At 68.0% G+C, this 26,569-nt stretch carries 24 protein-coding genes and 1 riboswitch; of the genes, 13 read left to right on the top strand and 11 right to left on the bottom strand.

Annotation, left to right across the window (positions count from 1 at the left end; genetic code table 11):
• Positions 1–4: 4 nt before the first annotated feature.
• The 5 genes from garA (at position 5) to gcvP (ending at position 5,814) form a co-directional block, all read left to right on the top strand.
• Positions 5–484 carry a glycogen accumulation regulator GarA gene (garA, locus tag N536_RS0113255; RefSeq protein ID WP_029114041.1) on the top strand — a complete coding sequence of 160 codons (480 nt, stop codon included), beginning with the start codon at positions 5–7 and terminating at the stop codon, positions 482–484.
• A gap of 30 nt (positions 485–514) precedes the next feature.
• Positions 515–1,246: a MerR family transcriptional regulator gene (locus N536_RS0113250; RefSeq protein WP_029114040.1), complete on the top strand. Its 732-nt coding sequence runs from the start codon at positions 515–517 to the stop codon at positions 1,244–1,246.
• A 46-nt stretch (positions 1,247–1,292) separates the two neighbouring features.
• Positions 1,293–1,787, top strand: a complete 495-nt coding sequence (locus N536_RS0113245) for a bifunctional nuclease family protein (RefSeq protein WP_029114039.1) — start codon at positions 1,293–1,295, stop codon at positions 1,785–1,787.
• 249 nt (positions 1,788–2,036) lie between these two features.
• On the top strand, positions 2,037–2,660 hold the full coding sequence (locus N536_RS0113240; RefSeq protein WP_029114038.1) for a MerR family transcriptional regulator: 624 nt from the start codon (positions 2,037–2,039) through the stop codon (positions 2,658–2,660).
• 24 nt (positions 2,661–2,684) lie between these two features.
• Positions 2,685–2,783: riboswitch (glycine riboswitch) on the top strand.
• A 172-nt stretch (positions 2,784–2,955) separates the two neighbouring features.
• The gene (gene gcvP, locus N536_RS0113235; protein ID WP_029114037.1) at positions 2,956–5,814 is read left to right on the top strand and encodes an aminomethyl-transferring glycine dehydrogenase; all 2,859 of its coding nucleotides are present in this window, start codon (positions 2,956–2,958) and stop codon (positions 5,812–5,814) included.
• 75 nt (positions 5,815–5,889) lie between these two features.
• Here the strand turns inward: gcvP and N536_RS0113230 are convergent, their stop codons facing one another.
• The 9 genes from N536_RS0113230 to N536_RS0113190 all read right to left on the bottom strand — a co-directional run bounded on the left by N536_RS0113230 (position 5,890) and on the right by N536_RS0113190 (position 18,177).
• Positions 5,890–8,004: a hypothetical protein gene (locus tag N536_RS0113230; RefSeq protein WP_029114036.1), complete on the bottom strand. Its 2,115-nt coding sequence runs from the start codon at positions 8,002–8,004 to the stop codon at positions 5,890–5,892.
• A gap of 55 nt (positions 8,005–8,059) precedes the next feature.
• Positions 8,060–10,288 (bottom strand): malate synthase G, encoded by a 2,229-nt coding sequence (locus N536_RS0113225; RefSeq protein ID WP_029114035.1) that lies wholly within the window; start codon positions 10,286–10,288, stop codon positions 8,060–8,062.
• A gap of 50 nt (positions 10,289–10,338) precedes the next feature.
• Positions 10,339–11,229, bottom strand: coding sequence for a hypothetical protein (locus N536_RS0113220; RefSeq protein WP_029114034.1), 891 nt, complete (start codon positions 11,227–11,229; stop codon positions 10,339–10,341).
• Positions 11,222–12,274: a hemolysin family protein gene (locus N536_RS0113215; RefSeq protein ID WP_029114033.1), complete on the bottom strand. Its 1,053-nt coding sequence runs from the start codon at positions 12,272–12,274 to the stop codon at positions 11,222–11,224. Before N536_RS0113215 ends, N536_RS0113220 begins: the two co-directional genes overlap by 8 nt.
• Entirely contained in the window at positions 12,267–13,625 is a 1,359-nt protein-coding gene (locus tag N536_RS0113210) for a hemolysin family protein (protein ID WP_029114032.1), read from the bottom strand. The genes N536_RS0113215 and N536_RS0113210 overlap by 8 nt, the downstream gene beginning before the upstream one ends.
• Before the next feature lie 215 nt (positions 13,626–13,840).
• Complete coding sequence (locus tag N536_RS0113205) at positions 13,841–15,277, bottom strand: GuaB1 family IMP dehydrogenase-related protein (RefSeq protein ID WP_029114031.1); 1,437 nt, start codon at positions 15,275–15,277, stop codon at positions 13,841–13,843.
• Positions 15,278–15,299: 22 nt separating this feature from the next.
• Positions 15,300–16,754: an NADP-dependent phosphogluconate dehydrogenase gene (gndA, locus tag N536_RS0113200; protein ID WP_029114030.1), complete on the bottom strand. Its 1,455-nt coding sequence runs from the start codon at positions 16,752–16,754 to the stop codon at positions 15,300–15,302.
• A gap of 44 nt (positions 16,755–16,798) precedes the next feature.
• Positions 16,799–17,746: a M56 family metallopeptidase gene (locus tag N536_RS0113195; RefSeq protein ID WP_029114029.1), complete on the bottom strand. Its 948-nt coding sequence runs from the start codon at positions 17,744–17,746 to the stop codon at positions 16,799–16,801.
• 14 nt (positions 17,747–17,760) lie between these two features.
• On the bottom strand, positions 17,761–18,177 hold the full coding sequence (locus tag N536_RS0113190) for a BlaI/MecI/CopY family transcriptional regulator (protein ID WP_029114028.1): 417 nt from the start codon (positions 18,175–18,177) through the stop codon (positions 17,761–17,763).
• 204 nt (positions 18,178–18,381) lie between these two features.
• On the opposite strand from N536_RS0113190, the gene N536_RS0113185 reads away from it, so the two are divergent.
• The 8 genes from N536_RS0113185 (at position 18,382) to N536_RS0113150 (ending at position 24,116) form a co-directional block, all read left to right on the top strand.
• The gene (locus tag N536_RS0113185) at positions 18,382–19,155 is read left to right on the top strand and encodes a hypothetical protein (protein WP_029114027.1); all 774 of its coding nucleotides are present in this window, start codon (positions 18,382–18,384) and stop codon (positions 19,153–19,155) included.
• Between the two features lie 183 nt (positions 19,156–19,338).
• A complete protein-coding gene (locus N536_RS0113180; RefSeq protein WP_029114026.1) occupies positions 19,339–19,767 on the top strand; it encodes a PaaI family thioesterase in 429 nt (142 codons plus the stop codon).
• Positions 19,768–19,813: 46 nt separating this feature from the next.
• Positions 19,814–20,116, top strand: coding sequence for an urease subunit gamma (locus N536_RS0113175; RefSeq protein ID WP_029114025.1), 303 nt, complete (start codon positions 19,814–19,816; stop codon positions 20,114–20,116).
• Positions 20,113–20,424 (top strand): urease subunit beta, encoded by a 312-nt coding sequence (locus tag N536_RS0113170; protein ID WP_029114024.1) that lies wholly within the window; start codon positions 20,113–20,115, stop codon positions 20,422–20,424. Before N536_RS0113175 ends, N536_RS0113170 begins: the two co-directional genes overlap by 4 nt.
• Positions 20,421–22,142, top strand: coding sequence for an urease subunit alpha (locus N536_RS0113165; protein WP_029114023.1), 1,722 nt, complete (start codon positions 20,421–20,423; stop codon positions 22,140–22,142). Before N536_RS0113170 ends, N536_RS0113165 begins: the two co-directional genes overlap by 4 nt.
• On the top strand, positions 22,142–22,777 hold the full coding sequence (locus N536_RS0113160; RefSeq protein WP_029114022.1) for an urease accessory protein UreF: 636 nt from the start codon (positions 22,142–22,144) through the stop codon (positions 22,775–22,777). The genes N536_RS0113165 and N536_RS0113160 overlap by 1 nt, the downstream gene beginning before the upstream one ends.
• 23 nt (positions 22,778–22,800) lie before the next feature.
• Positions 22,801–23,475: an urease accessory protein UreG gene (ureG, locus tag N536_RS0113155; RefSeq protein WP_029114021.1), complete on the top strand. Its 675-nt coding sequence runs from the start codon at positions 22,801–22,803 to the stop codon at positions 23,473–23,475.
• Positions 23,476–23,489: 14 nt separating this feature from the next.
• On the top strand, positions 23,490–24,116 hold the full coding sequence (locus N536_RS0113150; protein WP_029114020.1) for an urease accessory protein UreD: 627 nt from the start codon (positions 23,490–23,492) through the stop codon (positions 24,114–24,116).
• A gap of 22 nt (positions 24,117–24,138) precedes the next feature.
• On the opposite strand, the gene N536_RS0113145 is transcribed toward N536_RS0113150, so the two are convergent.
• A complete protein-coding gene (locus N536_RS0113145; protein WP_029114019.1) occupies positions 24,139–25,509 on the bottom strand; it encodes an NAD(P)/FAD-dependent oxidoreductase in 1,371 nt (456 codons plus the stop codon).
• A 97-nt stretch (positions 25,510–25,606) separates the two neighbouring features.
• On the bottom strand, positions 25,607–26,533 hold the full coding sequence (locus N536_RS0113140; protein WP_029114018.1) for an LLM class F420-dependent oxidoreductase: 927 nt from the start codon (positions 26,531–26,533) through the stop codon (positions 25,607–25,609).
• Positions 26,534–26,569: the final 36 nt, after the last annotated feature.

The raw sequence follows: 26,569 nt of genomic DNA, 5'->3' as shown, positions 1-26,569 counted from the left end.
GCGGGTGACGGATAACGACACCAGTTCGGGAGCTGACCAGACGTCTGACGAAGTCACCGTGGAGACCACATCGGTCTTCCGCGCAGATTTCCTCAACGAGTTGGACGCTCCGGCCGCAGCGGGAACCGATAGCGCGGTATCGGGGGTCGAGGGACTGCCAACGGGTTCGGCGTTGCTCGTCGTGAAGCGGGGGCCGAACGCGGGCTCGCGGTTCCTGCTCGATCAGGCCACCACGTCGGCGGGACGACATCCCGACAGCGACATCTTCCTCGACGACGTCACGGTGAGTCGTCGGCACGCCGAGTTCCGCCTCGAGAGTGGCGAGTTCCAGGTGGTCGACGTCGGCAGCCTCAACGGCACCTACGTCAACAGGGAACCGGTCGACTCCGCCGTGCTCGCCAATGGCGACGAGGTGCAGATCGGCAAGTTCCGCCTGGTCTTCCTGACCGGACCCAAGACCGACGACGGTAGCGCGCCCGGTTAATGGTGCGATGAGCGCTTTCGCGAGGAGTCGATGACACAGCCCGACACCCGTGCGCTGGCCGGGATGTCGATCGGGGCGGTTCTGGACCTGCTGCGACCCGACTTCCCGGACGTGACCATCTCCAAGATCCGGTTCTTGGAGGCCGAGGGGCTGGTCACGCCCGAGCGCACGGCGTCGGGCTATCGGCGGTTCACCGCCTATGACTGCGCGCGTCTGAGATTCGTCCTCACCGCGCAGCGCGATCAGTACCTGCCGCTCAAGGTCATCAAGGCTCACCTGGACGCGCAGCCCGACGGTGAGTTGCCTCAGACGGGCTCTGCGTACGGCGTGCCGCGCCTGGTGCAGGTGCCCGACGGGTCCGCCGATGGCGTCCCCGACAGCGCCTCGGTCACAGCTGCGCAAGTCCGGCTTCGCCGCGAGGATCTGCTGGCCCGGTCGGGCGTCGACGAGGACCTGCTGAGCGCGCTGGTGCGCGCAGGCGTGATCAAGCCGGGCCCCGCTGGATTCTTCGACGAACACTCAGTGGTGGTGGCGCAGTGCGCGCGTGCGCTCGCGGAGTACGGCATCGAGCCGCGGCACCTGCGGGCCTTTCGGTCGGCGGCCGACCGCCAGTCCGACCTGATCGCGCAGATAGCCGGACCGGTGGTCAAGGCAGGCGCACGCGATCGGGCCGACGATCTGGCTCGTGAGGTGGCGGCACTCGCAATCACGTTGCACACGTCGTTGATCAAGTCGGCTGTGCGCGACGTTTTGGATCGCTGAGGACTAGACTCGGCTCGACGGTTTGATGTGCGGAGGGCAGTCACAGATGGGTGAGGTTCGTGTGGTCGGCATTCGCGTGGAGCAGCCACAGAATCAGCCGGTCTTGCTTTTGCGGGAGTCCAATGGCGACCGTTACTTGCCCATCTGGATCGGCCAGCCGGAGGCGGCCGCCATCGCGCTCGAACAGCAGGGCGTCGAGCCGAGCAGGCCGCTGACCCACGACCTGATCCGAGATCTGATTGCCGCTCTTGGGCATTCGCTCAAGGAGGTCAGGATCGTCGATCTGCAGGAGGGCACCTTCTACGCCGATCTGATCTTCGATCGCGACATCAAGGTGTCGGCGCGCCCGTCGGACTCGGTGGCCATCGCCCTGCGGGTCGGTGTCCCGATCTACGTCGAAGAGGCCGTCCTGGCGGAGGCCGGTCTGTTGATCCCCGACGAGACCGACGAGGAATCCACCGGTGCCGTTCGGGAGGACGAGGTGGAGAAGTTCAAGGAGTTCCTCGACAGCGTTTCGCCGGACGACTTCAAGGCCACCTGAGCGGTACTTGCGGGCCGCTCCGAGAACATGACGTTGGTCACGGATGCGTCTCAACTACCGGCAGTCGGTCGACACGCGGAGCGGGTTTCGCGGTTCGGCCGATGGGGCAGCCATACTTTGAACTACGACGGGCAGTCACGGCTCGGCGGGAAGCGTATGCTCGACACGTTCGAGCTTGGAGCAAACGCGCTGCCCCGCAGTTCAGACTGCGACGCACGAAGCGAGTTCGACTCGGCGAGAGGATGGACAGTGGGCGACACGCCACGTCAAGAGCAGTTGGATCTGTCTTCGGGTGGTGCGCCCTCGCACGCCGCGCCGACACCGGTCAGCGAACCCGTTCAGGGCGGTCTGTTCCCGGACGACTCGGTGCCCGACGAACTCGTCGGCTACCGCGGACCGAGCGCCTGCCAGATCGCCGGGATCACCTACCGCCAGCTCGACTACTGGGCGCGGACGTCGCTCGTGGTCCCGTCGATCCGCGGCGCCGCAGGTTCTGGCAGTCAGCGGCTCTACTCCTTCAAGGACATCCTCGTCCTCAAGATCGTCAAAAGGCTTCTCGACACCGGCATCTCGCTGCACAACATCCGGGTCGCGGTCGAGCACCTGCGTCAGCGCGGTGTCTCCGACCTGGCCAACATCACCCTGTTCTCCGACGGCACCACCGTCTACGAGTGCACCTCCGCCGAAGAGGTCGTCGACCTGCTGCAGGGCGGCCAGGGCGTATTCGGCATCGCGGTCTCCGGAGCAATGCGGGAATTGACCGGCGCCATTGCCGACTTCCCCGGTGAACGCGCCGACGGCGGCGAATCGATCCTCACTCCCGAGGACGAGCTGGCCTCGCGTCGCAAGCACCGCGACCGCAAGATCGGCTGACCCCCGGTAGACTGACAGCCGCATCGTCCCCGCGCGGGAGAGTTCCGTGGCCGCCAGCCACGGGCACCGAAGGAGCAACACCTCTCCGTCAACCTCTCAGGTACCCAGGACCGCGCAAGGCCCCGATGCCTCTGGAAAGCGGTGGACCGTCGTAAGTCAGGCCGGTTCACCCGCCCATGGGGAAAGGCACCCGCGCCAACCGTCGGGTCGCCGAATCTCTCAGGCGCCCGGTTCGGGTTGACGACAGAGGGGGAGGACCGCAGCATCGCTGCGCTCCGCGCCTGAAAGGTCATCCGTGTCCGGTAGCACGTCCGATCACCACCTGCCCCGCTTCGCCGACCGCCACATCGGTCCCGACGCCGACGCCGTCGCCGCCATGCTGAAGGTCATCGGCGTCGATTCCCTCGGAGTCCTCGCCGAGAAGGCGTTGCCCGCGGGGATTCTCGACGCGATCACCGCCGAAGGCCTGGCCCCCGGTCTCGATCAGCTGCCGCCGCCCGCCACCGAGGAACAGGCACTGGCGGAGCTGCGCGCCATGGCCGACACCAACACGGTTGCGGTGTCGATGATCGGGCAGGGCTACTTCGACACGCTGACGCCACCGGTGTTGCGCCGCAACATCCTCGAGAACCCAGCGTGGTACACCGCCTACACCCCGTATCAGCCCGAGATCAGCCAGGGCCGGTTGGAGGCGCTGCTGAACTTCCAGACCATGGTCGAGGACCTCACCGGTCTCGAGGTGGCGAACGCCTCGATGCTCGACGAGGCCACCGCCGCGGCGGAAGCCATGACGCTGATGCACCGCGCTGTGAAGAGCTCGGTCAACCGGCTCGCGGTGGACGTCGACGTCTACGCCCAGACCGCGGCGGTGCTGGCCACCCGTGCCGAGCCGCTGGGCATCGAGATCGTCACCGCCGACCTGCGCAACGGGCTGCCCGACGGTGACTTCTTCGGCGTGATCGTCCAGTCACCCGGTGCCGGTGGCGCCGTCGTCGACTGGACCGATCTGGTCGCACAGGCGCACGACCGCGGCGCCCTGGTGGCCGTCGGAGCCGACCTGCTGGCCCTCACCCTGATCACCCCGCCCGGCGAAGTCGGCGCCGACGTGGCCTTCGGCAGCACTCAGCGCTTCGGCGTGCCAATGGGATTCGGCGGTCCGCACGCCGGGTACCTGGCCGTGCACACCAAGCACGCACGGCAGCTGCCCGGCCGCCTGGTCGGCGTCTCGGTCGACGCCGACGGCGCACCCGCCTACCGGCTGTCGCTGCAGACCCGCGAACAGCACATCCGACGTGACAAGGCCACCAGCAACATCTGCACCGCGCAGGTACTGCTGGCGGTGATGGCCGCGATGTACGCCAGCTACCACGGCGCCGACGGCCTGACCGCGATCGCACACCGCGTGCACGGCAACGCACTCGCCGTGGCGACCGGCCTCGACGCGGCCGGCGTGGAGGTGGTGCACGACGCGTTCTTCGACACCGTGCTGGCGCGGGTTCCCGGCCGGGCCGAGGAGATCCGGGCCGCGGCGAAGGCGCGGGGCATCAACGTGTGGCTCGTCGACGCCGACCACGTGTCGGTGTCGTGCGACGAGGCCACCACCGCCGACCACGTCGCCGACGTGCTCGCGGCGTTCGGCGCCACCCGCGGCGGACACCACTGGCGCGGCGGGGAGATCGCCACCCGCACGTCGCCGTTCCTCACCCACCCGGCGTTCACCCGGTACCGCACCGAGACCGAGATGATGCGGTACCTGCGATCGCTCGCCGACAAGGACATCGCGTTGGACCGCAGCATGATTCCGCTCGGGTCGTGCACCATGAAGCTCAATGCGGCCGCCGAGATGGAGTCGATCACCTGGCCGGAGTTCGCCCGTCAGCATCCCTTCGCACCGGCCTCCGACACGCCGGGGTTGCGCAAGCTGATCGCCGAGCTCGAGGCGTGGCTGACCCAGCTCACCGGCTACGACTCGGTCTCGCTGCAGCCGAACGCCGGCTCGCAGGGCGAATATGCGGGGCTGCTCGCCATCCAGGCCTACCACCGCAGCCGCGGCGACGCCGAACGCGACGTGTGCCTGATTCCGTCCAGCGCGCACGGCACCAACGCGGCATCGGCCGCGCTGGCAGGCATGCGCGTGGTGGTCGTGGCGTGCCGCGACAACGGTGACGTCGATCTGGACGACCTGCGCGCCAAGGTCGCCGAACACGCCGAACGCTTGGCCGCGCTGATGATCACCTACCCGTCCACGCACGGCGTCTTCGAGCACGACATCGCCGACATCTGCGCGGCGGTGCACGACGTCGGTGGCCAGGTGTACGTCGACGGCGCCAACCTCAATGCCCTTGTCGGACTTGCCCGGCCGGGCAACTTCGGTGGCGACGTCAGTCATCTGAATCTGCACAAGACGTTCTGCATTCCGCACGGCGGCGGCGGACCGGGCGTCGGGCCGGTCGCGGTGCGGTCGCATCTGGCCCCCTACCTGCCGGGCCACCCGCTGGCCGACGAGCTCACCGACACCTACACCGTGTCGGCCGCGCCGTACGGGTCGGCGTCCATCCTGCCGATCACCTGGGCCTACATCAGGATGATGGGCGCGCCCGGGCTGCGTGCCGCGACGCTCACCGCGATCGCGTCGGCCAACTACATCGCCCGGCGCCTCGACGAGTACTACCCGGTGCTCTACACCGGCGAGAACGGCATGGTGGCCCACGAGTGCATCCTGGATCTGCGCACCATCACCAAGAACACCGGCGTCACCGTCGACGACGTGGCGAAACGCTTGGCGGACTACGGCTTCCACGCTCCTACGATGAGCTTCCCGGTAGCAGGCACGCTCATGGTCGAGCCGACCGAGAGTGAGAGCCTGACGGAGGTGGACGCGTTCTGCGAGGCGATGATCGCCATCCGCGCCGAGATCGATCAGGTCGGGTCGGGTGCGTGGCCCGCCGACGACAATCCACTGCGGAATGCTCCCCACACCGCGGAATGCCTACTCGTGGCCGACTGGGATCACCCGTACAGCCGCGAGCAGGCGGCCTATCCGCTGGGCAAGGCGTTCCGGCCGAAGGTGTGGCCGCCGGTGCGGCGCATCGACGCGGCCTACGGCGACCGCAACCTGGTGTGCTCGTGCCCTCCGGTGGAGGCGTTCGCCTGAGCCTCGCAGCGGTTTCGGCGTGATCCGTCACGCTGAGCGCGACTGATCACGCCCAAATCGCAGCGGGGCGGTTGGTTAGGCCAGCAGGTCGTTGATGTTGGTGACCATCTCGGGGGAGCTGGATGCGGGCACGCCCTCGTACCGGCCGCCGGTGATCTGCGCGACGGCCCGCCAGGTGTCCGCGTCGGGGTCGTTGCCCACGTTGATGACGTCGATGGCGACCGGTTTGGCCGGGTCGAACGCGCCGCGGACCATCGCTTGCAGGCCGGCGCCGTCCAACGACTGATCGGTGTGCGGTCCAGACGTGATGACGAGGACGGAATTCGGCTGGCCGGGGCGGAAGTTGGTGACCGCATCGGTGTAGACGTTGCGCAGCGTGGTGAACGACACCCTGCCGCTGGTCGTCGACGCCAGCCCGTCCAGTCCGGCGACCAGTGCGGCGCTGCGAGGCTGTCCCTGCACCGGGTCGCTGATCGGGCCGACCGGGACGACGGTGGATCCCTCGGTGCCGTTGAACACCGTCAAGCCGACGCCGGCGCTCGGCGGCAGCGCCTGCACCCTGGCCTTCAACGCCGTCACCACCGGGTTCAGGTTCAGCGTCTGGTCGAGCATCACCGCGACGGTGCCCGCCCCCGCGGGGGAGTTCGCGCCCGCCGCCGGCGGACCAGAGACCGCATCGGCGAGCGTCGCCCGCATCGCGGTATCGCCGACCGACAGCGGCGCCGAGACCGAGCCGAGGTCGATGACGTCGTTCTTCGGTGCCGTGCCGCCCTCGGTTCGGAAGCCGGCCTTGGCGAATTCGGCGAGCGGTTCAGCCTTGCGCAGGTAACGGGCGAACTCGCTGGCAGCGCTCACCTGCTCCTGGGAAAGCCAACTGCCGGAAAGCAATACCGTCGGATAGTCGGCGACCGCGGTAGGCCCGGGCGGCAGCCACGCCGCGAGCGATCCCTTGGTGTCGGGCTGCGACGCGCCCCGCTGGTAGATCTGCTGTTCGGTGCTGACGACCGCGTGCACCGGTGCGGCTGCGGCGTCGCCGCCTTGCAGCAGGGCATCCATCGCGGTGGAGGCCTTGCTGTCGGCCAACTTCGGCTGACCCGCCATCAGCGTGCTGATCGCAGGTGCGCCGGCGCTGGCCGGCGCGTCCCCCGGCGCTGATGCCGCGGCGACGGCTTCGGCCGCAAGATAGGTGGCATCGCTGTCGCCGGTGACCGGCAGGGCCAGGCGCAGCGAACCCCAGCCGGGCAGGTTCAGCCCGTCCAGCGCCGTCGGGTTGGTCTGCAGATCCGGCAGGGTCGACCAGTTCTGCTGCGCCAGGGCGTTCTTCAGTTGCGGGCGCACGGCAAGCACGACCGGCGACGTGACCAGTGAACGGCTGTCGCTGACGGTTTGGGCCCCGGAGGCTGCCTCGAGCCGTGCCTCCGACACCGAGCTGCCCGGAATCCACAACGCCGGGCGCTCGCCCAGTTCACCGGGCCAGGTGCCGACGAAGCCGTTCACTACGGCGTCGGACTCGGCCGCCTTGACGGCGACCTTGACGCAGCGGTCCCCGACCGGGGCAGCGGTCTGGTTGTACTGGTCGGCCAGGGCGCGCAGCGGATCGGCGATGCTGGGGTCGGCGACCACGGCGACGGCGACCTCGCCCTCGACGCAGCGGGCGGCAGCCACTTCGGAGCGATTGGACAGCGCGTCACCGAAGAAGCGCCACGCGATGAATGCGCCGACCACCACCACGACGGTGATGAGCGCCGCGATGACGCCGATGCTGACGCCCCGCCTGCCGGTGCCGATGGCGCGGTGCGTACCGGTCCAGTCGCCGCCCTCCCATTCGCCGCCGTGCGCGGGTCCGGTGACCGGCGGCCGTGGCGGCGGGTTGGCCGCAAAGGAGTGTGTCGGAGCGTCGCGCTCCTCGTCGCCGAACTCGTGCTCGTCGTCACGCTGCCAGTAGGGCGCGTCGTCATAGAGCGGTTCGCGGTGCGCCGACGCGTCGAACTCGGGGTCGGCGTAATCGGCTTCATCGTGATCGTCGTCGGCGAATTCGCCTTCGGCGTAAACGGATTCGCCGTACGAGGGTTCACCGTACGAGGGTGGACCGTAACCCGGCTCGTCGTAGCGGTAGCCGGGTTGCTCCTCAGCTGGAACGCCTGCGTCGTCCGGTGCGTCCTCCGGGTCGGGAATGCTGTGCCTGCCCATCCCTAACCCCTGTACCCATTGTGTCGACTAGTCATCCGGCTCGGCCGAAGTCTAGTCACCGGTTGAGGTGACGAGCCTTGAACTCGCGGCGACGCCGGTGCAGGATCGGCTCGGTGTAGCCGTTGGGCTGCTCGGCGCCCGAGAGGATCAGCTCCTGAGCCGCCTGGAAGGCGATGCTGTCTTCGGGGTCGGGTGCCATCGGCAGATAGCTGGCGTCGCCGGCGTTCTGCTCGTCGACCACCGCAGCCATTCTGCGCAGGCTGGCCTTCACGACTTCGGTGGTGATGACGCCATGGCGCAGCCAGTTGGCCAGCAGCTGGCTGGAGATGCGCAGTGTCGCGCGATCCTCCATCAACGCGACGTCGTGGATGTCGGGCACCTTGGAGCAGCCGACGCCCGCGTCGATCCAACGCACCACGTAGCCCAGGATGGACTGGCAGTTGTTGTCGACCTCTTCGCGGATCTCCTCTGGCGCCCATGCCAGTTCACTCGCCAACGGAATGGTGAGCAGTTCTTCGATGGTCGTTCTAGCCGTTCCCCGGTCGCTGCGCTCCTGCCCGCCGGATCGCTGCCCGGCGAGCTCCTTCTGCACCTCGAACACGTCCACCTGGTGGTAGTGCATCGCGTGCAGGGTCGCCGCGGTGGGCGACGGCACCCATGCGGTGGTGGCGCCTGCCTTGGGCTGCCCGATCTTCTGCTCCACCATGTCGGCCATCAGCTCGGTCATCGCCCACATGCCCTTGCCGATCTGCGCCTTGCCGGACAGCCCGGCTGCCAGCCCGACGTCGACGTTGGCATCCTCGTAGGCCTTGATCCACGGCTGCGCCTTCATCGCGCCCTTGCGGATCATCGGACCGGCCTCCATCGAGGTGTGGATCTCGTCGCCGGTGCGGTCCAGGAAGCCGGTGTTGATGAACACGACGCGGTCGGCGGCGGCCTTGATGCACGCCTTGAGGTTGACCGTGGTGCGCCGTTCCTCGTCCATGATGCCGACCTTGAGCGTGGCCTGCGGCAGACCCAACACGTCCTCGACGCGACTGAACAGCTCGCAGGTGAAGCCGACTTCGTCGGGTCCGTGCATCTTCGGCTTGACGATGTAGACCGAGCCGGTGCGGCTGTTGAGCAGCGGCCCGTTGTCGTCCCCGGCCTTCAGGCCGTGCATGGCGATCAGGCCAGTGAACAGCGCGTCCTGGATGCCTTCTGGCACTTCGGCGCCGTCCTCGAACACGATGGCGTCGTTGGTCATCAGGTGCCCGACGTTGCGGACGAACAGCAGGCTACGGCCGGGCAGCGTCAGCTCCCCGCCCTCCGGGGTGGTGAACGTGCGGTCCTCGCTCAGCACGCGCGTGAACGACTTGCCGCCCTTGCTGACCTCTTCGGTCAGGTCACCGCGGTTGAGGCCGAGCCAGTTCCGGTAACCGAGCACCTTGTCCTCGGCGTCGACGGCGGCAACGGAGTCCTCGAAGTCCATGATCGTGGTGATCGCCGACTCGAGCACGACGTCCTTGACGCCGGCCTTGTCGGTCGAGCCGACGGGGGAGTCGGGATCGATGAGGATCTCGAGGTGCAGGCCGTGATTCTTCAGCAGGACCGACCACGCGGGTGAGCCGAGTTCGCCGGTATAGCCCACGAACTGCTCCGGTGTGGCGAGTCCCGTCGACACGTCGTCGCCCAGCGTGACCAGCAGCTGACCGTCTTCGATCTTGAAGCCGGTGGCGTCGGTGTAGGAGCCGGAGGCCAGAGGCACGGCCTCGTCCAGGAACCCGCGGGCGTAGGCGATCACCTTGTCGCCGCGCACCCGGTTGTAGCTGGTGCCCTTCTCGGCGCCGTCGGTCTCCGGGATGACGTCGGTGCCGTACAGCGCGTCGTATAGCGAGCCCCACCGCGCGTTGGACGCGTTGAGCGCGAACCGCGCGTTCAGGATGGGAACCACCAGCTGCGGTCCGGCGGTCGTGGTGATCTCGTCGTCGACGCCGGACGTGGTGATCGTGAAGTCTTCGGGCTCGGGCTGCAGGTAGCCGATCTCGGAGAGGAACTGCTTGTAAGCCTCCACGTTCACGGGCTCGATGACGCGCTGCCGGTGCCACTTGTCGATCTGCGCCTGCAGCTCGTCGCGGCGCGCCAGCAGGTCCTGGTTCTGCGGTGTCAGATCGGCGACGACCTTGTCGACGCCGGCCCAGAAGGTCTCCGGATCGAGCCCGGTGCCCGGCAGTGCCTCGTTGTTCACGAAGTCGTGCAGCACCTTGGCGACCCGCAGGTTGCCGACACTCACGCGCTCAGTCATGGTTTCCTCCCTAAAAAGCGTCGACCTAGCTTACCCGTGGGTAAATGCGGCTATTCTCCGCGCGCCGCCGCGACCAACAGGTCGCACCGGTCCGCGAGCTCTTTGCGCAGTGGCGCCGCACGGTCGGCGACGTTTTGCTGGCGGCGGACGTATTCAGCCCGGCCAGCCGGTGTTTCGATGGCGATCGGCGTGAACCCGTATCCGGTCAGGTCGTACGGGCTGGCCCGCATGTCCAGCTCCCGGGCTTCGGCCGCGAGTTCGAGGCAGTCGGCCACCAGTTCGGAGTCGACGAGCGGTCCGAGCTTGAACGCCCACTTGTACAGATCCATGTTCGCGTGCACGCAACCCGGCTGTTCGTTGGCGACCTGCGATTCACGGGTCAGCGGTTGCGCGTTGCGTGGCACAGCGGGCGTGGTGAAGAACCGGTAGGCGTCGAAGTGACTGCAGCGCAACGGCATTGACTCGACGACGGCGTCGGTGCCCGCGGTGCCGAGTCGTAGCGGGACCTCGCCGTGCCGGACGTCGGGGCTGCGGTAGACCATCGCCCACTCGTGCAGGCCGAAGCAGTTCAACCGGGTGGTCCGGCCGGCGGTGGCGCGGAGCAGCCCTGCGACGAACTCGACGGTCTCGGCCCGGGCCAGCAGGTGCTGTCGGGTCACCGCGACGGTCGATTCGTACGCGCCGTATCCGGCCCGCTCGAGGAAGCGGACGGCCGACGGTCCACCCAGTGCCACGCCGTAGCCGGGATGCCAGCGGCGCAACTGTCGCGGCTTCAGGCTGTAGTAGCTGAACAGGAAATCCCACACCGGGTGAGCTTCGCCACGCCGGGCACGGTCCTGGTGTGGCCGCACGAAGTGGTCCACCCGTTCGACGTGCAGACGCTCCCGCTCGGCCCACTCCGATTCGTCGAGCAGCACCTGGTCGAGGACGCGCTCAGACACGGTGGGTCCCGTCGCGCACCGTCCCCACCAGGTCCTCCACCAGGTCCTCGAGCGTCACCATCGCCGTCACGCGGTCATCGCTGGAGGAGACGAGTGCCAGATGGCTGTTGTCTCGACGCAGCCGCGACAACGCGTCGGGCAGTGGCAACGTCTCGAGCAACCGCGGCAGCGGCCGCACCATGGAGCCGTCGACCACCGCGTCGGCGTCGTTCACGAGCGGCAGTACGTCCTTGATGTGTACGTAGCCGGTGAATCGGCCGGCGGAATCGACGACGGGGAAGCGGGAATAGCCGGTCTCGGCCAGGGCCCGATGGATGGCCGCGACGGTTGGTCCGGCACCGTCGCCTGCCACGGGAACCGCGTGAATCTCGTTGAGCGGCACGGCAACGTCGGCCACCACTCGATTGCGGATCTGCAGCGCCCTCGAGAGGCGGGTGTGCTCTTCGGGATCCAGCAGGCCTTCGGACAACGACTCGGCGATCATCTCGGATAGTTCGATCGTCGATACGGTGTTCTCGAGCTCGTTCTTGGCTTCGACGCCGAACACGCGCAGCGTGAACTTGGCGCACCAGTCGTAGAAGGCGATGAATGGCCGCGCGATTCTGATCCAGAGCAGGTAGGGCGGGACCAGCAGCATCGCGGCTGCTTCGGGCCCGGCGATGGCGATGTTCTTTGGCACCATCTCGCCGAGCAGCACGTGCAGCACGACCACGATCGTGATCGCCACCAAGAACGAGACCGTGTGCAGCACTCCATCGGGGACGCCCAGCAGGTCGAACGGCGTCTCCAAGAGATGGGCCACCGCGGGCTCGCCGACCCGCCCCAACAGGATCGAGCAGACGGTGATGCCGAGCTGCGCGCCGGCCAGCATGAGCGAGAGGTTCTGCCCGGCCTGGATGACGGCGATTGCGCTGCGCTTGCCCTGTTCGGCCAAGGCTTCGAGGCGGTCGCGACGCGCGGAGATCAGCGCGAACTCCGCGGCGACGAAGAACGCGTTGGCGATCAGCAGCAGCACCGTGAGCAGAACGCCCAGCAGGTCACCCATCCGCGGACTCCTCGTCGGGATCGAGCCTGACCAGCTTGATCAAGTCGATGCGCCGGCCATCCATGCGCTCCACGGTGGCCCGCCACACGACCGGGTGGTCGAGGGCCGTGTCGGGGTCGAACTCGGTCAGCTGCACCGACTCACCCTCGACCGGAATGTGTCCGAGCTCCTGCAACACCAGACCGCCGATGGTTTCGTAATCTCCCTCCGGCGCGCGGAAGGGCGTCTCGGTGTCGACCTCGTCGATGCGCAGCAGACCGGACACCTGCCAGCCGTTGCGCATCTCGACCACGTCTGGGGTGGCGTCGTCGTGCTCGTCGCGGACGTCGCCGACGATCTCCTCGATGAGGTCCTCCACGGTGACCATGCCGGCGGTGCCGCCGTATTCGTCGACCACCAGCGCGGTCTGGAGCCCGTTGGCGCGGATCTGCGTCATCACCGAGTCGCCGTCGAGCGTCGATGGCACCGTTGGCACGGGCAGCGCGAGGTCCGCCAGGCGCGTGCTGGAGCGTTCGGCGGCGGGAACTTCGAAGATCTGTTTGACGTGCACCATTCCGACCGTCTCGTCGAGGTCGCCCTCGACGATCGGGAAGCGCGAGTAGCCGGTTTCGATGGCGAGGGATATGAGGTCGGCAACCGTGTCATCGACCTCCAGCGTCTCGATCTTGGACCGAGGTGTCATCAGCTCCTCGGCGGACCGGGTGCCGAACCGCAATGAGCGGTCCACCAACGTGGCCGTCGCGAGGTCGAGCGAACCCGCGCGGGCGGAGTTGCGCACCAGCGACACGAGCTCCTGCGGGGAGCGAGCCGACCGCAACTCCTCCGCGGGCTCGATTCCCACTCGGCGCAGGATCCAGTTGGCGCTGCCGTTGGTCAGCTTGATCAGCGGGGTGGTGGCCATCGAGAAGAGGACCTGCGGCCCGGCGACCACGCGTGCCGTGGCCAATGGCTTCGCAATTGCGAGATATTGAGCGACCAGTTCGCCGAACACCATCGACACCGACGTGGCGATGAGGAGCGCCAGCGCCAGCGCGAGCCCGTCGGCGACGCCGCTGCTCAGTGACAGCGCGGTGAACGCGGGTTTCAGCAGGTGAGCGACGAGCGGCTCGGCCAGATACCCGGTGATCAGCGTGGTGATCGAGATACCCACCTGGGCGCCCGACAACTGAAACGACAGTGTCCGGTGTGCCCGCTGTACCAGCTTGTCGCGGCGTCCGCCGCTTCGGGCATTCGCGTCGACCGTGCTGCGTTCCAGCGCGGTGAGCGAGAACTCCGCTGCGACGAAGATCGCGGTGCCGGCGGTCAGGACGACGAATCCCAGCACGGCGAGCAAGGTGAAGGTGAGGCTCATCGTGGCCTCGCATGACTTTCGCCGGGCGGCGTGCCCGGCTCAGTACTGGAGGGTTCGGCGTCCTGGGGTTCCGGCCCGGGTTCGCGGCCAGGCCGCTCGCTCCCGATGGCCCGGTCATTCGTGGGGGCCTCCACGGGTGCCTGCGGCACGTGATCCCTTCCTTCAGCCGAGGTGGTGAAGCACCCATGTTAGCGGGTGGCGTGTTGCGGGTTGGGTCACCAACCGCTGGGCAGTGGGTGTCCCTCGGCGAAGCCGGCTGCCGATTGCACGCCGAGCACCGCTCGCTCGTGCAGTTCGGGCAACGTGGCGGCGCCGACGTAGGTGCAGGTGCTGCGCACCCCCGAGGTGATGTGGTCCAGCAGATCCTCGATGCCGCCCCGGGCCGGGTCCAGGCCCATCCGCGACGACGAGATGCCCTCCTCGAACAGAGCCTTGCGAGCCCGGTCGAAGGCGCGGTCACCCGCCGTCCGCGCGGCGACGGCCCGCTTGGACGCCATGCCGTAGCTCTCCTTGTACGGCTGGTTCTCCCGGTCGAGCATGAGGTCGCCCGGCGACTCGTAGGTACCGGCGAACCAGGAGCCGATCATCACGTTGGAGGCCCCCGCGGCCAGCGCCAACGCCACATCCCGGGGGTGTCGCACGCCGCCGTCGGCCCACACATGGCCACCGAGTTGCCGTGCGGCCGTGGCACATTCGAGTACGGCTGAGAACTGCGGCCTGCCAACCCCCGTCATCATCCGGGTGGTGCACATCGCGCCGGGGCCGACGCCGACCTTGACGATCGAGGCGCCCGCGCTGATCAGGTCCCTGGTGCCCTCCGCCGACACCACGTTGCCCGCGGCCAGCGGCAGACCGAGGTTCAGCGACGACACCGACTTGATGGCGTCGAGCATCTTGAGCTGGTGACCGTGCGCGGTGTCGATGACCAGCAGGTCGACCCCGGCCTCGGCGAGCGCGGTCGCCTTCGCGGCGACGTCGCCGTTGATGCCCACCGCGGCCGCGACCCGCAGTCGGCCTGCCGCATCGACGGCGGGCGAGTAGATGCCTGCCCGCACCGCACCGGTTCTGGTGAGCACGCCTGCCAGCCCGCCATCGGGCCCCGTCATCACGGCGACGTCGACCGAAGCGTGTTCGAGCAGGTCGAACACCTCGCGCGGATCGGTCCCGGCGGGCGCCGTGACGAAGTCCGACAGCGCCACGTCACGCACCCGAGCGAAGCGGTCGACGCCCATGCACAACGCCTCGGTCACCAACCCCACCGGGCGCTCGCCGTCGACGACCACCGCCGCGCCGTGCGCCCGCTTGTAGATCAACGCCAGAGCGTCGGAGACCGAGTCGTCCGGCGCCAGGGTGACCGGCGTGTCCACCACCAGGTCTCGGCTCTTGACGAAGTCGACGGTCGCCGAGACCACCTCGATCGGAAGGTCCTGGGGGACAACGACGATGCCTCCCCGGCGGGCCACCGTCTCGGCCATCCGCTTACCGGCGACCGCCGTCATGTTGGCGACCACCACCGGGATGGTGGTGCCGGACCCGTCCACGGTGGAGAGGTCGACGTCGAAGCGGGACGTCACGTCGGAGCGTCCCGGCACGATGAAGACGTCGTTGTAGGTCAGGTCGTAAGGGGGCCGGTGGTCGTCGAGGAATTTCACGGCGTCGCGTCCTTGCTGTTTCTCAGGCCTCGACTTCGTTGCGGTCGCCGCTCCACAGGGTGTGGAAGCGAGCGGCCGGGTCGGCGTCGATGCGGCCGTAGGTGTGGGCGCCGAAGAAGTCCCGCAGCCCCTGGGTGAGCGCAGCGGGCAGCCGTTCGGTGCGCAGCGCGTCGTAGTAGGACAACGCCGACGCGAAGCCTGGGACCGGGATGCCCAACTGCGTCGCGGTCACGACGACGCGACGCCAGCTGTCGATCGCCGACTCGATTGCCTCCCGGAAGTACGGCGCGACGATGAGGGTCGGCAGATCGGGATCCTGATCGAAGGCCTCCTTGATCCGGTTGAGGAACTTGGCCCGGATGATGCAGCCGCCGCGCCAGATGGTGGCCATGTCGCCGGGCGTGATGTTCCAGTCGTACTCCTTGCTGCCCGCCTGGATCTGGTTGAAGCCCTGGGCGTACGCGACGATCTTCGAGGCGTACAGCGCCTTGCTAACATCGTCGGTGAATTGCGCTGCATCGCTGGGCTTTTCGCCGAGCGCGCCGGAGGCCAGACCGGTGGTGGCCTTGCGCTGGGCCACCGAGCCGGACAGGGCGCGGGCGAATACGGCCTCCGCGATGCCCGTCACGGGCACCCCGAGGTCGAGGGCCGACTTGACCGTCCAGCGGCCGGTGCCCTTCTGCTCGGCTTCGTCGAGAATGAGGTCGACCAGCGGCTTTCCGGTCTTGGCGTCGATCTGGCGCAGCACCTCGGCGGTGATCTCGATGAGATAGCTGTCGAGGTCGCCGGCGTTCCACTCGGCGAACACGTCGGCGATCTCGGGGGCGGTTCTGCCCAGCCCATCGCGCAGCAGCTGGTAGGCCTCACCGATCAACTGCATGTCGGAGTACTCGATGCCGTTGTGCACCATCTTGACGAAGTGGCCCGCGCCGTCGGGGCCGATGTGCGTGCAGCACGGCACCCCGTCGACGTGTGCGGAGATCTCCTCCAGCAGCGGGCCGAGCGAGACGTAGGACTCGGCAGGACCGCCGGGCATGATCGAGGGGCCGTTGAGGGCGCCCTCCTCGCCGCCGGAGATACCCGCACCGACGAAGTGCAGGCCGCGTTCCCGGATGGCCTTCTCGCGGCGGATGGTGTCGGTGTAGAGCGCGTTGCCGCCGTCGATGATGATGTCGCCAGGTTCCATCGCGTCGGCGAGTTCGTTGATCACCGCGTCGGTGGGATCGCCCGCCTTGACCATGATCAGCACGCGTCGCGGCTTCTCCAATGCGGCAAGGAATTCCGGGATCGTTTCGCTGCGGACGAAGTTGCCCTCCGACCCGTGTTCTTTGAGCAGCGCGTCGGTCTTGGCGACCGACCGGTTGTGCAGTGCGACGGTGTAGCCGTGGTGCGCGAAGTTCCTGGCGATGTTCGAGCCCATCACGGCCAAGCCGGTGACCCCGATCTGGGCGGTTGCGGTTGTTTCAGACGAGCTCACAGGCAGCCTTTCGTTGTTTGGTTGTGGCACGGGGAGTTTGAACGCTAGGCGGCGAAGAGCCTCTGCAGCTCGGTCAGCCACGGCACCGCGAGTGCGACGGTCGGTACGACGAGGACGCCGGCTGCCGCGAGGTATGCGGCGACGGCCAGCGGCACGCTGTTGGGCTTGCCGCCGAGCCGGCGGACGCGAATGACGGTGGTGGGGCCGCCCGCTGCCAGGGCGCCGGACGGCGTTCGCCCTGCTGCGCATGCGACGAGGGCGCGGGCGAGGGGAGTGGGACCCGCGGCGCGCACCGCGGCATCGTCGGCAAGCATCTCGATGAGCAACCGTACGGCGTCCAACGCGTTGCCGCTGCGGACGAAGCGGGGGAAGGCGGCGTGCACCGCGGTGAACATCTCCAGCACGAGGTCGTGGCGTGCGCGCAGGTGAGCGCGCTCGTGGCTGAGGATGGCGGCGATCTCGTCGTCGGCGAGACTCGTGATGGTGCCCTGGCTGACCACGACACGGCTGCGCACGCCGGGCAGACAGTAGGCCAGCGGTTGCGCGACGTCGAGGATGCGCAGGCCGCTGGCCTTGGTACAGACCTCGGGTGCGGCATCGTGCGAGCAGCCGAGCAGGTCGACGAGCATCCGGTGGTGGGCGCGCCTGCGTCGGGTGGCGATGGCGACCTGCAACACGGCGACCACCAGTCGCCCGCCGACCACCAAGGTCAGCGCGAAGACCACGACGTAGACCACCCACAGCGGCCAGCCGAGCACGGCTATCTCGCTGGTGATCGTGGCGGTCGGACGCCCGTCGGGACCGGGCACGAAGAGCCTGCTGGCAATGGCGATTCCCGCACTGAACGCCGAGAGCACGGCCGCCAGGGCGATCGACTGCCACAGCACGATGGCGGCGCGCGGTGCACGCATCGGCCACGCCGCCCTCGCCAACAGCGCCGGTACTGGTCCGACGAGGACCAGGGCGACGATGGTGAAGGCCAGCGCGGACACGCTGCTAGTGTCCCTCAGCCGGTGCCCGGATCGCCAGTGGGCGAGCCGGTGTGATGCTTGGCTTCCAATTCAGCCAGTGCGCGACGCAGGGCGGCGGCCTCGTCGGCCCCCACTCTTTCGACGAAGTGCACCAGCGCGGCCTCGCGGCTGGGCGAATCCGAGACCTGGTCCAGCGCGTCCACCATGAGCCCGGCAACCAGTACGTCGCGACCATGGGTCGGCGCATAGCGATGTGCACGGTCGTCCCGGTGCTGCACCACCAGGTTCTTCTTCGCCAGTCGCTGCAGGACCGTCATGATCGTGGTGTAGGCCAGATCGCGGCGTGCGGACAGCGCCTCGTGCACCTGGCGTACGGTCTGGGGCTCGCGCGACGACCACAGGTGGTCCATCACTTCGCGTTCGAGTTCCCCTAATCGGGTCAACTTCGCCATGTTCCGTTCACTCTCTTGAGCACTGCATTCAGGGTACTACGCCGTTACTACCGTGTGTCGTATCAACCGCGGTCTTCTCGGCCCGCTTCCCAGGGCGTCTGCGTCGTAACACCCGTTATCCAGCTGTTGTGAGTCCGGTCACAAGGCATTTCCCTGCCCGCGCATCTCTCTATAGTAAGGCTAACCTAACTTAGGGAGGTGCACATGACCGTCGTCGTCGAAGACCCCTTGATTGCCCGGATGGCCATCAAGCGGAAGCTGCCGCTGCACGAATCCAGCCGCAGACTGCGCGAGCTGTATCCCGAACGTCCGCGCGTCTACGGCGTGGCGGTGATGAGCGACCTGTCCCGCAGGCGCTGGTGGCCGCTGTGCGACGTGCTCGGCACCAATCGGCTCCAGGAGATGTTCGACAACGCTGCCGCGGAAACCGACAGCAGGTCCGCGGTGACACACCAGCTGGCCGCGACGTTGTCGCACGTCGTCGTCGGCCGGGTGATCCCGCTGCTCGTGCTCGAGGGGCGGGCATGGGACACCGGCCTCGAGAACCTTTGGGTGCACGTCGACTCCGAGGGTGCGATCGACTGGGTCGGCGTCGTCGACCCCACGTTGCGCGTGCTGCCCGACGACCAGTACTTCGACGCCCGCTCGGGGTTGCGTCAGTGTCACCCGTCGCGCGATCGGATCGTGGCGCTGCCCAACGAGGCGGCACTGACCACGTGGGTGGCACATCGCAGCCACCGCGCCCTGGAACCCTTGTTCGACAAGCTCTTCGAGGTCAGCGGTGGGGCGATGTCGGTGGCCGCGATGTGGCACGTGGTCGGCGCCGCGGTGGTCACCGCCGCCACGCACGTGCCACTGCTCGCGGGATCCAGTGAGTTGATCAGCATGCGGCGCGCGCAGGCGGTGCTCGACGCCCTGGTCGGGTTCGGTGCGCCCGTACGCGGCAGAACTCAACCCGGCAAGGCCTTGCTAAATTAGGTAAGGCTTACCTAGACTAATCGACAGGAACCCACGAACCACCGGACCGCCGCGGAGTCCTGAGGGCTGCAGAGACCCCCGGTCCACTCGAGGTCGGGCCCCGCACACGTCGTGTGCGGGGCCCGACCGCTTTCCCGGCGGCCCGCGCGCTGCGGTCGCCCTCGACGTGTAGAAACGACAGTCGTGACGAATTCCGTACCGCCCGCCCTCACCGCCGGCTTCGATGGCGTGCTCGGACTGGAGATCCTCGAGATGACGCCCGACGGCGGGCGCGCGCAGTTGACCATCAAGGACGAGCTGCTGCAGCCGTGGGGCATCGTGCACGGCGGCGTCTACTGCTCGATCGTGGAGAGTCTGGCCAGCGTCTCGGGCCACGTCTGGTTCACCGCCAACGGCGGCACCGGCACCGTGGTGGGGGTCAACAACAACACCGACTTCCTGCGCAGCGTCTCGTCGGGCACCGTCACCGCGGTGTCCACGCCGATCCATCGGGGGCGGCTTCAACAGCTGTGGCTGATCACCATCACGGACGAGAACGATCGAACGTTGGCGCGCGGCCAGGTTCGGCTGCAGAACATGCCCGACGCGAAGCCCCCCAGCCCGCCGGCTTGATCGCCTGCGCTGCTGACTGCCGCGGGCCGTGGCAGTATCCCGCACTATGCGCCTGACCCCGCATGAACAGGACCGCCTGCTCATCTCGTACGCGGCCGAACTCGCCAGACGCCGACAGGCACGCGGCTTGCGGCTGAACCACCCCGAGGCGGTCGCGGTCATCACCGACCACCTGCTCGAGGGCGCTCGCGACGGCCGCACCGTGGCCGAACTCATGAACAGCGGTCGAGACGTGCTCAGCCGCGACGACGTGATGGAGGGCGTGCCCGAAATGCTCTACGACGTCCAGGTGGAGGCCACCTTCCCCGACGGCACCAAGCTCGTCACCGTCCATCACCCGATCCAATGATCCCCGGCGAAGTGTTCTTCGGCGATGGCGACATCGCCATCAATCCCGGTGCGCCACGGCTTCAGATGAACGTCGTCAACACCGGCGACCGCCCGGTCCAGGTCGGCAGCCACGTGCACCTTCCCCAGGCCAACTCCGCGTTGCAGTTCGACCGTGACGCCGCCAACGGCCATCGACTCGACATCCCGGCCGGTACTGCCGTGCGCTTCGAACCGGGGGTGGCTCAGCATGTTTCGCTGGTTCCGCTGAGCGGCTCGCGCGAGGTGCACGGGTTGTCGCTCACCCCGCCAGGAAGGTTGGACGCGTGACCGAGCTCTCCCGCGCGCGCTACGCCGCGCTCTTCGGTCCCACCACCGGCGATCGGATCCGGCTCGCCGACACCGACCTGTTCATCGAGATCACCGAGGACCGCAGCGGTGGCCCGGGCCTCGCCGGCGACGAGGCCGTGTTCGGCGGCGGCAAGGTGCTGCGCGAGTCGATGGGTCAGTCGCGAGCCACCCGGGCGGACGGCGCGCCCGACACCGTCATCACCGGCGCGGTGATCGTGGACCACTGGGGAATCATCAAGGCCGACATCGGCATCCGTGACGGACGCATCACCGCCATCGGCAAGGCGGGCAACCCCGACATCATGTCCGGCGTCCACCCCGATCTGGTGGTCGGGCCCTCGACTGAAGTCATTGCGGGCAACGGCCGCATCGTGACCGCAGGCGCCATCGATTGCCACGTCCACCTGATCTGCCCGCAGATCATGGAAGAAGCCCTCGGGGGTGGCATCACCACGATCGTCGCGGGCGGCACCGGCCCCGCCGAGGGAAGCAAGGCCACCACGGTGACGCCGGGATCCTGGCATCTCGCCCGCATGCTGGAGGCGCTGGACACCTGGCCGCTGAACGTCGCACTGCTCGGCAAGGGCAACACGGTCAGCACCGAAGCGATGTGGGAGCAACTTCGTGGCGGCGCAGCGGGTTTCAAGTTGCACGAGGACTGGGGCACGACCCCGGCGGCGATCGACGCCTGCCTGACGGTGTCCGACGCGGCGGGTGTTCAGGCGAACATCCATACCGACACCCTCAACGAGATGGGATTCGTCGAGGACACCCTGCGCGCGATCAACGGGCGGTCGATCCACGCGTATCACACCGAAGGGGCGGGCGGCGGGCACGCGCCCGACATCATCACGGTGGTATCGCACCCCAACGTCTTGCCGAGTTCGACCAACCCGACCCGGCCGCACACCGTCAACACGCTCGACGAGCATCTCGACATGTTGATGGTGTGCCACCACCTCAATCCGAGCATCCCGGAGGATCTTGCGTTCGCCGAGAGCAGGATTCGGCCGTCGACGATCGCCGCCGAGGACCTACTGCACGACATCGGCGCGATCTCGATGATCGGCAGCGACGCGCAGGCAATGGGCCGCATCGGCGAGGTGGTGCTGCGCACCTGGCAGACCGCGCACGTGATGAAGAAGCGCCGCGGCGCTCTGGAGGGGGACGGTGCGGCGGACAACAACCGGGTGCGCCGCTACGTCGCCAAGTACACGATCTGCCCGGCGGTCGCGCACGGCATGGACCACGAGATCGGTTCGGTGGAGGTCGGCAAGCTCGCCGACCTGGTGCTGTGGGAGCCGGCCTTCTTCGGCGTGCGCCCGCACGCCGTGATCAAGGGTGGCATGATCGCGTGGGCCGCGATGGGGGATGCGAACGCGTCGATCCCAACGCCGCAACCGGTGTTGCCGCGTCCCATGTTCGGCGCCTCGCCCGCAGCTGCGGCGGCGACGTCGGTGCACTTCGTCGCTCCCCAGGCCATCGAAGACGGTCTCGCCGACCGGCTCGCCGTCAACCGGCGACTGGTCGCCGTCGGTAACGTCCGCAAGGTCGGGAAGGCCGACATGCCGCTCAACACGGCCATGCCGCGCATCGAGGTCGACCCCGACACGTTCACCGTGCGCATCGACGGTGACGTGTGGGAGGAGCAACCGGCCGTCGAACTGCCGATGGCCCAGAGATACTTCCTGTTCTAATGTCCAGCCTCGCAACGCTGCTGGCCTTGTCCGACTCCCGGCTCCCGACGGGTGGGCACGTCCATTCCGGCGGTGTCGAGGAAGCCGTCACCAGCGGGCTCGTGACCGATCTTCCGACGCTGCGCGCATTCCTCGGGCGCCGCATCCGCACCCACGGACTCGTGACCGCGTCGATAGCGGCCGCCGTCCACGCCGGCACGCTGACCGTCGCCGGCGCCGACGCCGAAACCGATGCCCGCACACCGGCTCCCGCATCACGCAGTGCTTCCCGCGCGCAGGGCAGGGGACTGGCCCGGCTCGCCCGGCGGGTGTGGCCGCAATGGGACTGGGCCGCACTGGGCGTCAAACCGCACCTGGCCGTGGCGGCCGGTGAAGTCGGTGCGGCCAGCGGTCTGGTGCCGGAGCAGACGGCGCTGTCGATCGTCTACGTCACGATGACCGGATCCGCGACCGCGGCGCAGCGGCTGCTGGCGCTGGATCCCGGTGACGTCGCGGCGGTGACGTTCGAGCTCGCGCCGCTGTGCGACCAGACCGCCGCCGCGGCCGCGAAGGAACTCGCCGACCTCTCCGATCCGCTGCTCGACGTGCTGGCCCAACGCCACGCCGAGCGCGACCGCCCACTATTCGTGTCCTGAAGTTCACGTTCGAAAGGCGCACCATGCCACCACATCTGCTCGACGGCGACCCCCACGTCCACACCGAACGCCCCCGACGCGTCCGGCACGCGGGAGAGCCGCTCCGCATCGGCATCGGCGGGCCCGTCGGCTCGGGCAAGACCGCACTGGTGGCCGCGCTCTGCCGGCAGTTGCGCGACGAGCTGTCGCTCGCGGTGCTGACCAACGACATCTACACCACCGAGGACGCCGACTTCCTTCGCAGGCACGCCGTCCTACCCGACGAACGGATTGCGGCCGTGCAGACCGGCGGCTGTCCGCACACCGCGATCCGCGACGACATCACCGCCAACCTCGACGCCATCGACGACCTCATCGCGGGCAACCCGACGCTCGACCTCATCCTCGTCGAATCCGGGGGTGACAACCTGACGGCCACCTTCTCGTCGGGTCTCGTCGACGTGCAGATCTTCGTCGTCGACGTGGCGGGCGGAGACAAGGTGCCACGCAAGGGTGGCCCGGGGGTGACGTTCTCGGATCTGCTGGTGATCAACAAGACCGATCTGGCGCCCATGGTCGGAGCCGACCTCGACGTGATGCGCCGCGACTCCGCCAAGGTGCGCGGCGATCGGCCCTTCGTCCTGATCTCGCTCACCAACGATCCCACGGCGGCGCCGGTGCTGGGCTGGGTACACCAACAGCTGCGCGTTTCGGTGTAAGGGCCGCGGCCACAATGCTTTCCGACGTCCTGATCGTCGCGCGACCCGACCGCATCCCGCGCATCGAGTGCGTCGGTGGCGTGGCGGCCCGTCACACCGAGGCCGACACCGTGCACTTGGTGTCGGCGGCGGCGACACCGTTGGGGGGCGACACCATCAGGATTCGCGTGGTGGTCGAACCCGGCGCCCGACTGAAGCTGCGCAGTGCCGCGGCCACCATGGCGATGCCGGGCACGATCACCATGGAGTCACGGGCCAGTTGGGAACTCGAGGTGGCGGGCCTGCTCGATCTGGACCCGCAGCCCACCATCGTCGCCGGCCAGGCCAGACACGTCAGCACCACCCGTCTGAATTTGTCGGGCGACGGCCAGGCGCGGCTGCGCGAGCGCATTCAGATCGGCAGAACCGATGAGCGACAAGGTTTTTGGTCGGGTTCGATGCACGCCGACGTCGACGGCGCACCGCTGTTGCGGCACCGCGTCGAGCTGGGTTCGGGCTCGCTGACCGACGACGAACTCGGCACACCGCTGGCCTGCATCAGCGAATTGCGCTATCCCGAAGCCGCGTTCGACACCACGGGCACGCTGCTCGAACTGGCGTCGGGTGGCTGCCTGGCCACGTGGCAGGGCGACCGGCTCTAGTCGGCCGCTCTGCCCGACGTGGCTAGCTTGCGGCCTTCTCCTCCTGGACCGACGCGGCGATGTCCTCGAGTTGCTCGATCCTGGTGCGTGCGTAGGCCTGCTGCTCGGTGATGGTCAGCTGGCCGCGTTGGCGGCTGAGGAACGTCACGGCCCACGACAGCAGCGTGGCGATCTTGGTCTTGAAGCCGACCAGATAGATCAGGTGCAAGCCGAGCCAGGCGAGCCACGCGATGAAGCCGCTGAACTCCAGCTTGCCGACCTGCGCGACCGCGTTGTACTTCGAGACCGTGGCCATCGAGCCCTTGTCGAAGTACTTGAACGGCTCGCGCGCTGCGGGGTCGGCGCCCTTGACTTCGTTCTTGATCAGCTTGGCCACGTACTTGCCGCCCTGGATGGCGCCCTGCGCCATGCCGGGCACGCCCTCGACGAACGCCATGTCGCCAACGACGAACACGTTCGGGTGCCCTGGGATGGACAGGTCGGGATTGACCTTCACGCGACCGGCGCGATCGATCTCGACGTCAGATTGGTTGGCCAGATCGCGACCGAGCGGGCTGGCCGACACGCCGGCCGACCACACCTTGCACGCCGATTCGATGCGCCGGATGGTGCCGTCGGAATCCTTGACGGTGAGGCCGTTGCGATCCACGTCGGTGACCATCGCGCCCAACTGGACCTCGACGCCCATCTTCTCCAGCCGGGCCTGCGCCTTCTTGCCCAGCTTCTCGCCCATCGGCGGCAGGACCGCCGGCGCGGCGTCGAGCAGGATCACGTGCGCCTCGGACGGATCGATGTGGCGGAAGCTGCCCCGCAGGGTCTGGTCGGCCAACTCGGCGATCTGGCCCGCCATCTCCACGCCGGTCGGTCCGGCGCCCACGACCGTGAACGTCAACAGCTTCTCGCGGCGCACCGGGTCGCTGGACCGTTCGGCCTGCTCGAAGGCGCCAAGGATCCGACCGCGCAGCTCCAGCGCATCGTCGATCGACTTCATGCCGGGCGCGAACTCGGCGAAGTGGTCGTTGCCGAAGTAGGACTGCCCAGCGCCAGCGGCGATGATCAGGCTGTCGAACGGTGTCCGGTACGTGTGGCCGAGCAGAACCGATTCGACGGTCTTGTGCTCGAGGTCGATGTGCGTGACGTCCCCGAGCAACACCTGGGCGTTCTCCTGCTTGCGCAGGATCAGCCGGGTGGGCGGGGCGATCTCGCCCTCGGAGATGATGCCGGTGGCCACCTGGTACAACAGCGGCTGGAACAGGTGGTGCGTGGTCCGGGCAATCAGCTTGATGTCGACATCGGCTCGCTTCAGCGCTTGGGCGGCGTTCAAACCGCCGAAGCCCGATCCGATGATGACGACCTTATGCCGATCCGTTGCCGTAGCTCCGGGGTGGCTCATTGCTGCTCCTCGCCGACGAAAACCCATTCTTTACAACCGATAGGTTAGTCGGCAGGCTTCCCCGCAGTGCAGTGAGATAACCCACCGCACCCAATGTTCACCCCGTGATCAGCGGCTTCAGCAGCTCTGCGACCGCCGTGACGCCGCCGGGCCGGTATCCGCCCATGGTCGCCGGGCTCAGGATCACGCCGTCGACTCCTGCGTCCAGAACCTTGGTCTTGATCTGTTCGGCCACCTGCTCCGGGCTGCCGAACGCGGCCTGCTGCTTGAAGTCGTCGGGAATATGGTCGGCCGTCACGTTCTCGTCGATCAATGCGACGACGAGCATGCTCGTCTCGAGCGTGGCGGGGTCCCGGTCGATCTTCTCGCAGCTTTCCTTGATCACCTGCAGCTTGCGGGGCAGCTCGTCGAATCCCGCGATGATGTTGAGGTGGTCGAAGTGCCGTGCGGCCAGCGGAATGGTCTTCTTCTCGCCGCTGCCGCCGATCATCAGCGGGATGTGTCCGCGGAAGCGTGGCTCGGCCATCGCCTCGTTGGCGCGGTAGTACTTGCCGGAGAAGGTCGGTCGCTCGCCCTCGAGCATCGGGAGGATGATCTGCAGGGCCTCGTCGAGGCGGTTGAAGCGGTCGGTGAAGGTGCCGAAGTCGAAGCCGAGCGAGTCGTGTTCGAGTTCGTACCAGCCGGTCCCGATGCCGAGGATGGCGCGGCCCTGGCTCATGACGTCGAGCGTCGTGATGGCCTTGGCCAGCAGCGTGGGATTGCGGTAGGTGTTGCCGGTGACCAGGGTGCCGAGCTGGACCCGTTCGGTCGCGGTCGCCAGGCCGCCGAGCGCGGTGTACGCCTCGAGCATGGGCTGGTCGGGTGTGCCGAGACCGGGCAGTTGGTAGAAGTGGTCCATCACGAAGACGGAGTCGTAGCCGGCGGCCTCGGCCTCTTGGGCCTGCGCGATGACGGTCGGGAAGAGTTCCGCGACGCCGGTGCCGTAGGAGAAGTTGGGGATCTGGAGTCCGAGTCGAATCGTCACGCGTTCGACCCTAGCCACGGTTAAACGGAACCGTAA

This window comes from Mycobacterium sp. URHB0044, assembly GCF_000620625.1.
Lineage (GTDB): Bacteria > Actinomycetota > Actinomycetes > Mycobacteriales > Mycobacteriaceae > Mycobacterium.
This window is presented reverse-complemented; position numbering and strand designations above follow the sequence as displayed.

Bases quoted from the DNA above. Each gene is read 5' to 3' on its own strand.
- N536_RS0113160 (WP_029114022.1), top strand. From the start codon at position 22,142: ATGTCCAGCCTCGCAACGCTGCTGGCCTTGTCCGACTCCCGGCTCCCG.
- N536_RS0113225 (WP_029114035.1), bottom strand. From the start codon at position 10,288: ATGACTGAGCGCGTGAGTGTCGGCAACCTGCGGGTCGCCAAGGTGCTG.
- ureG (WP_029114021.1), top strand. From the start codon at position 22,801: ATGCCACCACATCTGCTCGACGGCGACCCCCACGTCCACACCGAACGC.
- N536_RS0113185 (WP_029114027.1), top strand. From the start codon at position 18,382: ATGACCGTCGTCGTCGAAGACCCCTTGATTGCCCGGATGGCCATCAAG.
- N536_RS0113175 (WP_029114025.1), top strand. From the start codon at position 19,814: ATGCGCCTGACCCCGCATGAACAGGACCGCCTGCTCATCTCGTACGCG.
- N536_RS0113210 (WP_029114032.1), bottom strand. From the start codon at position 13,625: ATGAGCCTCACCTTCACCTTGCTCGCCGTGCTGGGATTCGTCGTCCTG.
- N536_RS0113170 (WP_029114024.1), top strand. From the start codon at position 20,113: ATGATCCCCGGCGAAGTGTTCTTCGGCGATGGCGACATCGCCATCAAT.
- N536_RS0113190 (WP_029114028.1), bottom strand. From the start codon at position 18,177: ATGGCGAAGTTGACCCGATTAGGGGAACTCGAACGCGAAGTGATGGAC.
- N536_RS0113245 (WP_029114039.1), top strand. From the start codon at position 1,293: ATGGGTGAGGTTCGTGTGGTCGGCATTCGCGTGGAGCAGCCACAGAAT.
- N536_RS0113230 (WP_029114036.1), bottom strand. From the start codon at position 8,004: ATGGGCAGGCACAGCATTCCCGACCCGGAGGACGCACCGGACGACGCA.
- N536_RS0113250 (WP_029114040.1), top strand. From the start codon at position 515: ATGACACAGCCCGACACCCGTGCGCTGGCCGGGATGTCGATCGGGGCG.
- N536_RS0113215 (WP_029114033.1), bottom strand. From the start codon at position 12,274: ATGGGTGACCTGCTGGGCGTTCTGCTCACGGTGCTGCTGCTGATCGCC.
- N536_RS0113150 (WP_029114020.1), top strand. From the start codon at position 23,490: ATGCTTTCCGACGTCCTGATCGTCGCGCGACCCGACCGCATCCCGCGC.
- N536_RS0113145 (WP_029114019.1), bottom strand. From the start codon at position 25,509: ATGAGCCACCCCGGAGCTACGGCAACGGATCGGCATAAGGTCGTCATC.